This is a genomic window from Akkermansia sp. (assembly GCF_020860705.1).
GTDB lineage: Bacteria > Verrucomicrobiota > Verrucomicrobiia > Verrucomicrobiales > Akkermansiaceae > Akkermansia.
On the sequence record NZ_JAJBTT010000002.1, the window covers coordinates 1 to 12,881 of the forward strand.

Genomic DNA, 12,881 nt, shown 5'->3' on the forward strand with positions numbered 1-12,881 from the left:
CCCCCGTCCCCGTTCCCCAGCCGGGCAAGAAGAAAGTGGTGGTAAAAGACCTGGATCCTCCCTCCGGCAAGCCGCAAATTGAAACTCCCACCCATACGGGAGATTCAGACGCATCTCCCTCCGGGGGCATGTGGGTGCCTCCGGCCCATTCTCCGCTGCCTCCCATGTAACCTTACCGCTCCATCATGAACATCATCCTATTGCCCATCGCAGCCGCACTCCTTGCCGGGATTGCCGGAGCTTCCGAAGCCTGGAGCACCAATCCTGCGGAAGCCATGCAGCAGGCCGCTTCCCAAAAAAAAGGCGTGATGCTGGAATTCACCGGTTCTGACTGGTGCGGAGCCTGCATCATGCAGAAAAAGCAGGCCCTCTCCCTCCCCAGGGTTCAGGAAGGCATCGCCCGCTCCTTCATTCCCGTGGAACTGGATTTCCCGCGTAAAAAGCAGCAGGATGAACAAACGAAAGCTTCTCTGGAAATCTACAAGAAATCTTATGATATTACCGGGTTCCCCACGCTGGTGTTTGCGGACGCCCAGGGACGCCCCGTACACACCGTCATAGGATACAACAACCCGGACCAGGTCATGCAGGATGCGGAAAAGGCGGCGGAAACCCTCAAAACGCAACAGTCCCTGATGGCCAAACTGGCGGGGCAGCTCACGGACCAGCAGCGCCGGGACACCCTGGTCCAACTCCTGAAAACGGTTCCCCAGTCCAGCATCAACACCTTCTACAAGCCGGCTCTGGAAGAACTGGCAAAACTGGACCCGGAAGCTGCTTCCGGCATCCGGGCTGGATTGGAACGGAAAGAGCTGCTGAAGTCTCAGCGTGAAGCGTTGTTCAAGATGTTCCGTCAAAACGATCTCTTCACCCTGATGGAACAAAAGCCTGATGAAGCCCTCTCCATGCTGGACGGCTACATGAGCAAGGACGGCCTGCTCCCGGAAATCAAGCAAACCATTCTTCTTACCAAGGCGAACCTGCTCATCCAGCAAAACAGGGTGAATGAAGTGGAGCAGCCCCTGAAAGAAGCCGTGGCCCTTCTTCCGGACAGTTCCGACGGCCAGGTTTGCAGCAGTCTTCTGAAAAATCTGCCCGAACTCAAAAAGGAACGGGGACACCTGAAGCCGGGAGAACAACCGCCCCTCCCCCCGGGAGCCATTCCCGCCATCAGAATGCAGCCCAACCCTCCTGCTGCCGCGAAATAAGACATCCATTCCCGCCGGAGCTTTTTTATTCTGCGGTTCCACACATGGATCTTTCCACCAGCCATATCCTCACCGTCTTCCTGCTCACTACGCTGGCCGGCCTCGCCACCGGCATAGGGGGCTTCATCGCCTTCTTCATGAAGAGGACGGATACGAAGACACTCACCTTCTCCCTGGGATTTTCCGGAGGCGTGATGGTGTACATCTCCCTGGTGGAACTGCTCGGAGAAGCCCAGCACCGTCTGATGGAGTTTGAAGGCCACACGGCGGGCGCATGGATTGCCATTGCATCTTTTTTCGGAGGCATCGCCGTGGCAGCCCTGATTGACTACCTAGTGCCGGAAGACGAAAACCCGCACGAGGCGCGCGGCCCGGAGGATATCCACGGGCAGGGCAACGGTGAATTTTCCTCCTCCAAGATTAAAAGATCCGGCATCCTGTTCGCCCTGGCTATCGGCATCCACAACTTTCCGGAAGGGATCGCCACCTTTGCCGCCGGGCTGGATTCCCTGACACTGGGCACCTCCATCGCCCTGGCCGTAGCCGTCCACAACATTCCGGAAGGAATCGCCGTGGCGGTCCCCCTTTACTACGGCACGGGCAGCCGTAAAAAGGCCCTCTTTTATTCCTTCCTCTCCGGCCTGGCGGAACCGGTGGGAGCGGCCATCGCCATGTTCTTCCTGTTCCACTTCCTCACCCCCACGGTGCTGGCCATCCTCTTCGCCTCCGTGGCCGGCATCATGGTCTTCATTTCCTTTGACGAACTGCTGCCGATGGCGGAACGCTGGGGCCACCATCACATTTCCATCATGGGCATCATTGCCGGGATGCTGCTGATGGCAGTGGTCCTGATCTGAAACAGCCCTGTGCGGCAAAAAACTTTCCGTGTCCTGGAAAGGCGGAGCATTGAGCATTTCCCGGCCTTCAGGGGTCTAAACGGAAACCCCTTTCCATCATGCCGGACTCCCCTGCTACCCCTGCTACCCCTGCTCCCGCCGCTCCGGCAATCTCCCCTCACGCGCCTTCCTCCCCTTCTCCCCTTTTCTGCTGGAAAAAAGGCTTCCGCCATTATGCGGATTTCCGCGGATGCGCTTCCCGCGCGGAATTCTGGTGGTTCATGGCGCTTCCCCTCCTGTCCCTGATTCCGGCCCTGGCAGGCTACATCCTGACGGACTGGCTGCACATTCCGGACAGAAGGCTGAGCATTTACGGTGACGCCCTGACCATTCTTCTGTGGGCAGCCCTGATCATCCCCTGCACGGCAGCGGCATTCAGACGCCTGCATGATACGGGAAGAAGCGGTTTCTGGATTCTTTTTCTGCTGCTTCCCTTCGGCCTGGGGCGCCTGATCTTTTTCTACCTGACGCTGGGAGAAAGCAAAACGGGCGGCAACAAGTACTGCCGCCGGCCGGCCGCACAGCCGGCAGACGCCGCCGGCCCTTCCGAAGAACAGGAAAGGCAGCCCTTCACGCCGTTTTACCTTTACTGGCTCATCAGCCTGCGGAAGCTGGGCACGATGGCGGGACGCGCTTCCCGTGCGGAATTCTGGTCCTTCTTCCTCCTTTCCGCGCTTCTGTTCCTGCCGCTGGGATACAGCATGATCGACGTTGACAGCAGCCCGCGGGGCCTCTACCTCTCCCCGTCCCTGCAAATCCTGACGTACGCCACCCATCCTCAGGATACCCTTATCCTGCTGGCCCACGCCTGCTTCAACCCCACCTTTTACTTTTTTTACCAGTCCGGGGAATTGAGCATGCTGTCCCTGGAACTTCTGGCGGCCGTGGCGGGCCTCAACATCCTGTTCAACATGCCCGTTGCGGTGCGCCGCCTGCATGACAGCAACCTGAGCGGGAAATTCATCCTGATCCCCATCTTTATTTTTATCGTTTCCTTCCTGCTGATTTTCCTGCTGCGCCTGGTTCCGGAGGACATGGCGCCCTACCTGAGCTACCTGGCGATGATTTCCAACCTGATGGACCTGTTTTCCATCCTCTTCCTGTCCATGATGCTGCTTAAAAGCTCTTCCGGCCCCAATGAATACGGCGCTCTTCCTGAAAAAATAACCGTACCCTGAATTCAGGATACGGTTGGAAAAATCACAGCCGCACAGAACAGCGGCTCCTGTTTGCAGAGGAGAAGAGCGTCAATCCCCAAAGCAGACGCCCAGATCGCGCGCCGTGCGCACCAGCTGACAGTCAGGATCCACCAGTTTCAAGGTTTTCACGGCTTCCTCAATGGGTACGGCCGTCATCTGCGTCCCCCGGAGGGCGACCATGCAGCTGAACTGGCGCTTTTCCACCAGCTCCACGGCATAACTGCCGAACCGCACCCCCAGAATGCGGTCATAGGCGCAGGGAGAACCACCGCGCTGGATATGGCCAAGCACGCAGGCGCGGGTTTCAATCCCCGTAGCCTCCTCCAATTTCTTGGAAATCACCTTGCCGATGCCTCCCAGGCGCACTTCCCCCTGGGTCTTTTCATCCAGCAGCACCAATTCATCCGCCAGCCGGGCTCCTTCGGAAACTACTACCAGGATTTCCCTCTGTCCGGCTTCCTTCCGTGCCTTGATGCATTCCACCACATTTTCAAGGGAGAATGGTATTTCCGGCAGCAGAATCACATCCGCGCTTCCGGCAAGGCCGCCTTCCAGGGCAATCCAGCCGGCATGCCGCCCCATCACTTCCACCACCATCATGCGCTGGTGGGCGTTGGCGGTAGTTTGCAGGCGGTCCAGGGATTCGGAAACGATGGACACGGCACTGTAAAACCCGAAGGTAACGTCCGTTGCGCCCAGATCATTGTCAATGGTCTTGGGCACACCCACCACAGGAAGGCCTATTTCAGAAAGCAAAAGAGCCGTGGACTGGGACCCGTCCCCGCCCACGACGATCAGGGCGTCCAATCCCAGGCGCCGCACGGTGGCCTTTGTCTTTTCCAGTACGGAGGGTTCAATCGCCCCCTTCTGGCCCACCCCCACCTTGATGGCGAAATTCCCCTTGTTCACGGTCCCAAGAATGGTGCCTCCCTTGGCGCGCAATCCCCGGCAGCCGGCGGGAGTCAGCCATTCAAACCGGTCATCACCCTCTTCAGACAAAAGACCCTCAAAGCCATCGTAAAAACCGACAACGTTCCAGCCGCGGCGGGAGGCCGCGCCTACAACACCTTCAATAACTGCATTCAGCCCGGGGCAGTCTCCCCCGCTATTCAAAACACCAATGTTCATATTCGGTGCTTCTTATAGCAGAAATTTCCGGCGCCGTCTACTTCCTATCTCTTTTCTGTCCCAGTTTTCACAGGAAGCTGGACGAACTCCTTGGGGTCCTTCATGTCCATGCCGGAAGCCTGCCAGTTTTCCCACACCCGCCAGCCGGTGCTCATCATCTGCTTGGCAAGGGGGTAACGCTGCGCAGAACCGAGAACCACAATAATCATGCGCTGGGGATAAATCACCTCCGTTCCCGTCTGGGGACTGCGGCGGGAGATTGCGTTGCGCGTCACGCTGAGCAGCAGGCAGGGGCCGGCGGCGCGGGAGGTACCCGCCTTGATGCCGTCCACGCCGGGAGAGCTCATGAGCTTGTTATTGTTGGAAATATCGTACATCGTCATGCCCTTGGTCTGGGATTGCACGCCGATGCGGCGGCTCGCCTGGGAAACAATGTAGCAGAAGGCCGGATTCTGCATGCTGTAAACGCCCAGCAGGGCCATATCCAGCGCGCAGGAGGTGGAAACGGAGCTGCCCGTATCCAGCCCGTGGGGAGCGGTGAAACGCGTTTTGGCCATCCTCAGGGAGCGGGCCAGATTGTTCATTTCCGTCACGAAGGCGGCAATGGGGGAACCGCCGCCCCGGCGGGACACCAGGTCACGGCCCACAAAAGAGGCGATGGTCAGGGCGGAAACGTTGTCTGACCCCAGCAGGGTGGAATACAAGGCATCACGGAGCGTCAGGCGGTCTCCGGGCTGAAGGTCCATGGGATTGCCCGCACGGAGGCCGAACGCCTCCTGGGGAACGGTGATGAAGGTATCCAGCGGCAGGCGCGTGCGGGTTACCCAGTCCAGCGTCACCATGGCGGTGGCCACCTGGGAGAGACTGGCGACGGGCCTTCTGGCTTCCGCATTGGAGCTGAAAAGGAGTTTGCCGGAATTGGCCTCAATGGCAATGTAACTGGGCTTTTCCTGCGCCTGGGCGGAAAACTGGAATACGCAGGCCAGGGTCAGGAGGAATAGAGATAGCTTTTTCATGGAGGGACCGGCGGGATAGTGCCCCTTCCCCCCACGTTTGAAAAGTCTAAAATGCTTTCCGTACAACACTTATATGTCATGACACGGAAAAACGCATTGACCTTTCGCCTCCTATCCTATTTGTTGGAGGAAACCGTTTTCCGCCAACGGGAGCATTCCGGACACGTACTCAACGCCATGACCAGCATTCAATTCTTTTACAGCCCGGATTTCCCGGGAACCGCCCTGCGCGCCAACGCCCGCCAGGCACTGGAAAATCTGGGCATGAACCAGGAAATGCAGGAAACGGAAACCGCTCCGGACCAGATCGGCAGTCCTCTCCCCGCCCTCGCCATTGACGGGGAGATTGTCGTCTCCGGCCTGGAGCCTTCCGTGCACGAGCTGGAACTCCTCTTTGCAGATCATGTGCAGGAACGGCAGGAAGATTTCTCCTGCGGCGAGTGCGGCGTGGAATGCGGCGGCATGAATTGTACGGAAAACTGCACCAGGTGCGGGAAGAACGGAGAAGCCAGCAGCATGGTGGCCAGGATCATCGGCTTTGTCATTCTTCTCATCATCCTGTTCACGGCGGTTAAAATCCTGGCCTGACAGCGCCGCCCTCCTTCCTGGCCGCCACGCCCGGCCATGCAGAAAAAGCCGGAACATGCAGACACGCTTTTGCCTCTCCTTCCGGCAAAGACGTTTTATGCGGCAGGCGCACGCCTCTTCCCCATATAGGGAGGGCTTGATAATTTCTTGAATTCCCCTTTTCCACAGGACACAGTAGCGGCATGCGCTCCTTCTTCGGTTCCATTCTCCTGATCCTGGTGCTGGCCGCCCTCGGCGCCACCATTTACTACCACTGGTCCACCAACTCCCATCTGGAATTCGAGCTTCGCAACCCTGACGAACCGGAGAAGACCACCCAGGTCATCAACATGAAAAAACGGGCCACCGCTCTCCAACCCACCCCTGCGGCGGAATCCCCCGCTCTCCCGGCAGAAGAAATTCCGCCCTCTGCCGGCGAAACATCATCAGCCACGGAATCATCATCCTCTCTGTTCTCCACGCCATGAAACCGGTCATCGGATACACGTTGGGGGACCAGTCGGGCATAGGGCCGGAAATCATCTCCGCCGCTCTGGCTTCCGGAGAGCTCCCGAATGAAGCGGAATACCGCCTTATCGGCAGCAGGGTGAACGTTCCCGCCGGAAGACCGAACTGTGAATCCGCCCGGTACGCCTTTGAACATCTGGAACAGGCGGCGCAAGCTCTCCGGGAAGGGACGGTTGACGCCGTCGTCACTTCTCCCGTGTGCAAGGAGACCCTGCATGAAGCGGGCTTCCGCTGGCCGGGCCAAACGGAATTCTTTGCGGAGCGCCTGGAAACGGACAACTACGCCATGTGCCTGACCGGCAAACGGCTGACGGTGGGGCTGGCTACCATCCACACATCCCTTCAAAGCGTGCCGTCCCTGCTGAACACGGAGGAGCTGGTCCGCATCGGGATCCTGTTGAAAAATTTCTGCCTCCGCAGGGGGATCCTCCGCCCGCGCATCGCCCTGGCGGCCCTGAACCCCCATGCAGGGGAACACGGCGCCTTTGGAGATGAAGACGGAGCCGTCATCGCCCCGGCCGTAAAGCAGCTGGAGAGTTCATGCCCGGACGCCGTATTTGACGGTCCCGCCGTTCCGGACTGCGTGTACCGTGACGCGGTGGAAGGCCTCTATGATGCAGTGCTGGCCCCTTACCATGACCAGGGGCTGATTCCCTTGAAACTGGTGGACTTCCATACTGCCGTCAACGTTACCCTGGGCCTTCCTCGCCCCCGCCTGAGCCCGGACCACGGAACCGCCTTCAACCTGGCAGGAACCGGAAAGGCCAATCCGTCCAGCACCATCCACGCCTTCCAGCTGGCCGTGAGGATGGCGCAAACGCGTTAACGCCCTTCTTCCTTCCGTAGTTTTTCGTGCCACACCTGCGCGGCACGTTCCGGGGCGGACACCCAGTACCGGAAGGTTTCCTCCATCAAGGGATCATCCTCCTTTTCGTCTCCCTCCTTCCAGAGGAGCAATATCACGGTTAAGATATCCCCTGCGGAACGCTCCAGGGCCTCCCTGTCATGTTCCTGCTTCAAGTACCAGCACCATTGTTCAGGCGTCAGGGAAGGAAGCCTGGAAAGCCTTTCCGCCTCCTCCACCTTCCGGTCAGCATAATGCCGGATCAGTAAAAACCGCCTCTCCCGGGAAATCCGGGAAACCGTATTCTCCAGCAGTCCCACAACCCCGTCATTCCAGCAGCATTGCAGCATTTCTTCCGGACCGCCATTGGCCAGCGGGTCATGGTCCATCACATAAGACAGGGAAGACTCCGGATTCAATTTCCAGGCCAGCAGCTTTTCATAGGAATCTCCGTCCGGGGACGACGGCAAAGGCTGTTCCGCCCCGGCGATAAAGCTGTCCAGCGAGTCAATCGCCGTCTTGGACACCCACATGATCCTGCGCAACGCGGCAAATACCTCTTCCGCCTCTTCATGGGTAACGACCCCGTCATCCTCCAACTCCGATAAGAAAACTATTTCCTCCTTCTTCTCCTGTTCCCTGCTCTCCGCTACTTTTCTGAACAACCGGGCTTCTACATCAGCCATCCGGCACCATTCCTGCGTGGAAGGAAAACCGGACAGGAATGCCTCCCGCCACAACTGTTCCAACCGATCAGCCTCCCGGTTCAATTGTTCCGCCACTTCTTTGCAGGAGGCAGAATCCTTCACCCGTCTGCCGACCGTCTCCAGAGCTTTGGTAAATGCATCATCCTTCATCACATCCGATAACCGGACCTCCGCCACCGACGGAATCACGCAGACCGCCCAGCACAGTAAAACAGCACGCCATACGTTCATTCGATGCAATATAGTTGAATGGCAATCTGTTTCAATCCTTTTCCTCCAATTCCTTCCATACCTGCACGATTCTGTCCGGAACAGCGCGCCAATACAGCCACGCAGATTCCATGGCGGGGTCTTTCTCCTCCTTCCCACGATCGGAAAAAGGATCGTCCCGGAACCAGTCATCCAAAGACGTCCCGCACAGACTCATCACCAGGGCGGCATCCAGGTCGGCATCCCCCCAATGTTCCCGTTCCTGTTTCTGAAACCAGCACCATTGCCCGGGCGTCAAGGCAGGGAGGCGGGAAAGCCTTCGCTCCGCCTCCACCTTCCGGTCCGCATGGCGGCGGATCAATTGAGCGGCCCTTTCCCGCTCCAGCCGGTATAGTATGCTCTCCAGCAACGCCAAGACCCCGCCATTCCAGCAACGGGCCATCGCCTTTCCCAGCGCACCGTTGACCACCGGGTCATGGTCCATCCAATAAACCAGAGAATGTTCAGGATCCCATTTCCAGGCCAGCAGCTTTTCATAGGAATCGCCGTCCGGGGACGAAGGCAGGGGCAGTTCCGCTCCAGTGATGAAGCCGTTCAGGGAATCCAGGGCAGTCCCGCTAGCAAGAATCACCTTGCCCAGAGCCTCCCTCACTTCCCCGGCATCTTCATGGGAAATCCCGCCGGCCTCCTCCAAATCCCATAAAAACCGGAGCTTCAAGCCCCCCGCCTTTTTCCAATGCCGCGCCTCCAATTCGGCTATTTGAACACGCTCCCTCAGGGTCGGCATACCGGACAGGAATGCCTGTTTCCATAATTTCTCCTGCCGGTCAGCCTCCCGGTTCAATTGTTCCGCGACTTTTTTACAGGAAGCGGAATCCCTTACCTGTGAAGCGATCAGGTCCAGCGCCGCAATATCCGCGTCTTCCCTCCCCGCATCCACCATGCGGACGCCGGAACGGACGCTCCCGCAACAGAGGCTCCCCACCACAAGCGCCATGCAAAACCATTTTATCATGAACGGATCATTGCCAGCCGTACAGGGAAAGTCAACCTCTTCCTCGCCGCTGTTTCTCTTTCTCCCCTCCCCCATTGGGAATAAATTGCAGAAAACGGCCCGTTCCCGGAAACAAGGTAAAAAATAGGCTTGCTTTCCGGAGACAATCATTGCACCTTACTTGCCCGCAAGGTGCGCACCGTTCGCACGACACATTTCTAATTATCACAAGACCATGAGAAATTACGAAGCTCTTATCGTATTCAACATGAAGGGTACGGAAACCCCCGTTGAGGAGTTGATCAATACCGTAGCCGCCACGATGAAGGAAGAAGGCGCCGACATCACCGCCACGGAAAACGCCGGCCGCCGCGAATTCGCTTACGAATCCAACCACCTTTCCGCCGGCCAGTACGTGACCTACACGTTCTCCGCAGAACCTTCCGCCATCAGGACCATCCGCGAACGCCTTCGCCTGAATCCCCAGATCCACCTTCAGTACTACAAGGTGATCGGCTAAATCCGGCCCATGCGGACGAAGCATCCGCTCCTTGCTTTTTCATCACAAAGAACCGCCTCTTTACGGAGGCGGTTCTTTTCTTATGTACTGCTCCCTCTTCGTACCCGGAAGCAGGCGGATTTATCCAGCAAACGTTCGCTGCCCTGAAGGCCAGCTCCCCAGTAGCTGAGGGACGGGATCGTAAACCGATCAAGGCAGGAAGAAAAAGCCGGGAATGCCGCCTTTCATATCCATCAGTCCCTGGTGGTGAGAAAATTGCCACCCGGCCATGGCCGGAACGATTTTTCCATAAAGGGGCTTTTTCCTCCCTCCCTTCCAGGACGAGAAGCGCAGACGCGCTTGCCCGCATTGCAGCAGGTCTACAGGGAAACGAAGTTTTCCAGCAGCTTTACACCCAGTTTCTGGCTCTTTTCCGGATGGAACTGGGTGGCTACCAGATTGCCGAGCCTGATTGCGGCGGCAAAACACACGCCGTAGGTGCAAAAAGCGGCCGCCAGGGATTCATCCTCCGGACGGGGATAATAGGAATGCACAAAGTAAAAGTACGGCTCCTCCCCCATGCCTTTCCAGATGGGATCGGCAGGATTGGAAAGAGTGAGCCGGTTCCACCCCATGTGGGGCACCTTGAGTTCCGATTCCTCAAAACGGACCACGCGCCCCTTGAAGATGCCCAGTCCGGGCACCTGTTCGTCTTCCTGCCCGCTCTCAAAAAGAACCTGGTAACCTACGCAGATGCCCAGGAAAGGCCTGTCCTGCTCTATCCACGTCCGGATCAGCGGCACCAGTTCCTGGCGGCGCAGTTTTTCCGCGCAATCCCCGAAGGCGCCCACACCGGGGAGAACCAGATGGGTCACGCCTGCGGCGTCTTCCGGCGTACGAACCAGATGGCCGTTTACACCGGCGGCCCCAAAGGTATTCAGCACGCTGCGGAGGTTGCCCGCGCCGTAATCAATCACGCCGAGTTTCATGGGCTTACAGCATTCCCTTGGTTGAAGGCAGCATCCCGGCGGCCCTGGGATCAATAGCGGCGGCCTGCCGCAGCGCATGGGCAATGCCCTTGAAGATGGATTCCGCAATATGGTGACCGTCCCTGCCGTAGAGCACTTCCACATGCAGGTTGCAGCGCAGGTTGCTGGCCAGCGCACGGCAGAACTCCTCGCAAAGAGTCAGCGGGAAATTGGGGGCGTCCGGAAGGCCGCCTTCCGGAATGTGGAAAACGACGTACGGGCGGTTGCTCAGGTCCATCACGACGCGCGTCAGGGTTTCATCCATGGGAAGATAGGAACAGCCATAGCGTACGATTCCCTTCTTGTCCCCCAGCGCGTTCTTAATGCATTCCCCCAAAACAATTCCCACATCCTCCACGGTGTGGTGGGCATCCACTTCCAGGTCGCCGCGCGCCTGAAGGCTCAGGTCCATCAGCGAATGACGCGCCAGCAAATCCAGCATGTGGTCAAAAAAGGCATGGCCCGTGGCGACGGCGGCGCATCCTGTGCCGTCCAGGTTCAGTTCCATGCTGATGTCCGTTTCACCCGTGACCCGTTTGCAAGAAGCGTTCCTCATGGGACTCTTCTATACCGAAGCCACGGCGGAAGAAAGCAGGAAATACCGCATGGGGAAAGATTTATCCCCTTTTCCCGACAAAAAACTGCATGGCTCCGGGAAGGAAGCCATGCAGCAGGCTGTTCATTCACAGGAACAGAAAAACGGCGGGGTCACTTTTTCTTGGCCTTGGCAGCGGCTCTTTCCTCCTGGCGCTTTTTGTCCCGGTCTTCGCGGGCCTTGCGGGCGGCCTCCGCGCGCTCCGCCCGTTCACGGGCACGCTGTTCCTGAAGGCCCACGCGCACCGTCTCCGTCAGTTCCTCATAGTATTCCTTGGGCACCTGAGCCGTGCGGACCTCCGTCAGGGCTTCCATGGCCTCGTCAAATTTTTTCTCGTCACACAGGTTCCACGCCTTTTCCAGAGCGGCGGACCCGGCCCCTTTTTCCGGCTCCTGATTTTTCAGGCGTTCCGCATCCGTGGCGGCCACCAGCTTGAGATCCCTCATGGCTTCCAGAGAACCGGCCGTAGGCTCGTACCACCGGTCTCCGCGTTCCTTGACCTTCTTGCGGAAGGCCCGGTACACTTCCGTGAGCTGGTTTTCACGCTCCCGGATGGAGGTTTGCTTCTTCTGGAAAGCTTCCATCAGAGCCTGGCGCTGCTCTTTCGTCAGCTTGGGGTCTCCACGGCGCTTTTCCTCCTCTTTTCTCAAGACTTCACGTTCCTTTTCCAGGGCTTTTTCCTTGGCGGCGATCATGACTTCCAGCTTGCGGTTGAGCTGTCCCGCGATTCTGGAAGCGTCCGGATAGGCATCCGCCAGGGCGGCGGAACCGGGATAACCGTCGCGCATGCGGTCGTATACGGCCATGGCCTGGTAGGGATTGCGCGCAGCCAGCACCTTGAAACGTTTCAACAGCTTGTTGGCTTCATGGTCGTATTTGGTGCGTACGGTTACCTCCTCATCCTCCTTGGCTTCCTGTGCGGCCTGGGCGCCCTCCACCAGCTTTTTCTCCTCCAGCAGAACCACTACTCTGGCCCTGGCCTTGACGGCGGCGTCATGAGCGAGCCCCTGGGGGTTCTTTTTAATGGTCTTGTCCAGATCGGCCACAGCGCTTTCCAGCTCCTTGGCGTTCATGGCTTCCGGCTTGGCGTACGTCTTGCTGATCTTGGCGGCTTCCAGTTCATCCGGAGTCGATTTCTTGATGGACTCGATCAATTCCCTTTTGACGGTCACGGAATCCTTGATCCCTCCGGCTACGGGAACCAGAAGGCTCACGCTTTCCGGGGTCTCCACTTCTACGGTACAATCCTTGTAAACGGTTCCATCCTTGAGTTTTACTTCATCCGCCACAGCAAGCGGAGCGAGCGCGGTCAACGCCAATATGAGGGACTTGTTCATAAATCTAAGGCTTTTTTCCAAATTGATCTGACGAATACGTATTCTGTACTCTACCAAAAGATGCTTTCTTGGCGACAAAAAAAAGCCCGGAGCCGTAAAAACGGTTCCGGGCCCGGAAAGATAAA

The 12,881-nt window shown here is 58.1% G+C and carries 14 protein-coding genes; 7 read left to right on the plus strand and 7 right to left on the minus strand.

Annotated elements, in window-relative coordinates:
* The first annotated feature begins 185 nt into the window (after positions 1 to 185).
* The 3 genes from LIO64_RS00875 (at position 186) to LIO64_RS00885 (ending at position 3,282) form a co-directional block, all read left to right on the plus strand.
* Positions 186 to 1,208 carry a thioredoxin fold domain-containing protein gene (locus LIO64_RS00875; protein ID WP_290547567.1) on the plus strand — a complete coding sequence of 341 codons (1,023 nt, stop codon included), beginning with the start codon at positions 186 to 188 and terminating at the stop codon, positions 1,206 to 1,208.
* A 44-nt stretch (positions 1,209 to 1,252) separates the two neighbouring features.
* Complete coding sequence (gene zupT, locus LIO64_RS00880) at positions 1,253 to 2,065, plus strand: zinc transporter ZupT (RefSeq protein WP_290547568.1); 813 nt, start codon at positions 1,253 to 1,255, stop codon at positions 2,063 to 2,065.
* A gap of 98 nt (positions 2,066 to 2,163) precedes the next feature.
* Positions 2,164 to 3,282 (plus strand): DUF805 domain-containing protein, encoded by a 1,119-nt coding sequence (locus tag LIO64_RS00885; RefSeq protein WP_290547569.1) that lies wholly within the window; start codon positions 2,164 to 2,166, stop codon positions 3,280 to 3,282.
* A gap of 69 nt (positions 3,283 to 3,351) precedes the next feature.
* Here LIO64_RS00885 and LIO64_RS00890 read toward each other — a convergent pair whose 3' ends face one another.
* Together LIO64_RS00890 and LIO64_RS00895 are read right to left on the minus strand one after the other, a co-directional pair.
* On the minus strand, positions 3,352 to 4,431 hold the full coding sequence (locus tag LIO64_RS00890; protein ID WP_290547570.1) for an ATP-dependent 6-phosphofructokinase: 1,080 nt from the start codon (positions 4,429 to 4,431) through the stop codon (positions 3,352 to 3,354).
* Positions 4,432 to 4,475: 44 nt separating this feature from the next.
* Positions 4,476 to 5,447 (minus strand): serine hydrolase, encoded by a 972-nt coding sequence (locus tag LIO64_RS00895; protein ID WP_290547571.1) that lies wholly within the window; start codon positions 5,445 to 5,447, stop codon positions 4,476 to 4,478.
* A gap of 177 nt (positions 5,448 to 5,624) precedes the next feature.
* Here LIO64_RS00895 and LIO64_RS00900 point away from each other — a divergent pair, with 177 nt between their 5' ends.
* The 3 genes from LIO64_RS00900 to LIO64_RS00910 all read left to right on the plus strand — a co-directional run bounded on the left by LIO64_RS00900 (position 5,625) and on the right by LIO64_RS00910 (position 7,368).
* Positions 5,625 to 6,035 carry a thioredoxin family protein gene (locus LIO64_RS00900; protein ID WP_290547572.1) on the plus strand — a complete coding sequence of 137 codons (411 nt, stop codon included), beginning with the start codon at positions 5,625 to 5,627 and terminating at the stop codon, positions 6,033 to 6,035.
* A gap of 182 nt (positions 6,036 to 6,217) precedes the next feature.
* Entirely contained in the window at positions 6,218 to 6,502 is a 285-nt protein-coding gene (locus LIO64_RS00905; protein WP_290547573.1) for a hypothetical protein, read from the plus strand.
* The gene (locus tag LIO64_RS00910) at positions 6,499 to 7,368 is read left to right on the plus strand and encodes a 4-hydroxythreonine-4-phosphate dehydrogenase PdxA (RefSeq protein ID WP_290547574.1); all 870 of its coding nucleotides are present in this window, start codon (positions 6,499 to 6,501) and stop codon (positions 7,366 to 7,368) included. The genes LIO64_RS00905 and LIO64_RS00910 overlap by 4 nt, the downstream gene beginning before the upstream one ends.
* Here the strand turns inward: LIO64_RS00910 and LIO64_RS00915 are convergent.
* Both LIO64_RS00915 and LIO64_RS00920 read right to left on the minus strand, forming a co-directional pair.
* Complete coding sequence (locus LIO64_RS00915) at positions 7,365 to 8,324, minus strand: hypothetical protein (RefSeq protein ID WP_290547575.1); 960 nt, start codon at positions 8,322 to 8,324, stop codon at positions 7,365 to 7,367. The genes LIO64_RS00910 and LIO64_RS00915 overlap by 4 nt on opposite strands.
* Positions 8,325 to 8,355: 31 nt before the next feature.
* Positions 8,356 to 9,318 (minus strand): hypothetical protein, encoded by a 963-nt coding sequence (locus LIO64_RS00920; RefSeq protein ID WP_290547576.1) that lies wholly within the window; start codon positions 9,316 to 9,318, stop codon positions 8,356 to 8,358.
* Between the two features lie 214 nt (positions 9,319 to 9,532).
* On the opposite strand from LIO64_RS00920, the gene rpsF reads away from it, so the two are divergent.
* A complete protein-coding gene (gene rpsF, locus LIO64_RS00925) occupies positions 9,533 to 9,817 on the plus strand; it encodes a 30S ribosomal protein S6 (protein WP_290547577.1) in 285 nt (94 codons plus the stop codon).
* Positions 9,818 to 10,176: 359 nt separating this feature from the next.
* Here rpsF and hisH read toward each other — a convergent pair whose 3' ends face one another.
* The 3 genes from hisH to LIO64_RS00940 all read right to left on the minus strand — a co-directional run bounded on the left by hisH (position 10,177) and on the right by LIO64_RS00940 (position 12,756).
* Entirely contained in the window at positions 10,177 to 10,785 is a 609-nt protein-coding gene (hisH, locus tag LIO64_RS00930) for an imidazole glycerol phosphate synthase subunit HisH (RefSeq protein WP_290547578.1), read from the minus strand.
* A gap of 4 nt (positions 10,786 to 10,789) precedes the next feature.
* Positions 10,790 to 11,380: an imidazoleglycerol-phosphate dehydratase HisB gene (gene hisB, locus LIO64_RS00935; RefSeq protein ID WP_290547579.1), complete on the minus strand. Its 591-nt coding sequence runs from the start codon at positions 11,378 to 11,380 to the stop codon at positions 10,790 to 10,792.
* 152 nt (positions 11,381 to 11,532) lie between these two features.
* A complete protein-coding gene (locus tag LIO64_RS00940; RefSeq protein WP_290547580.1) occupies positions 11,533 to 12,756 on the minus strand; it encodes a hypothetical protein in 1,224 nt (407 codons plus the stop codon).
* Between the last annotated feature and the right edge of the window lie 125 nt (positions 12,757 to 12,881).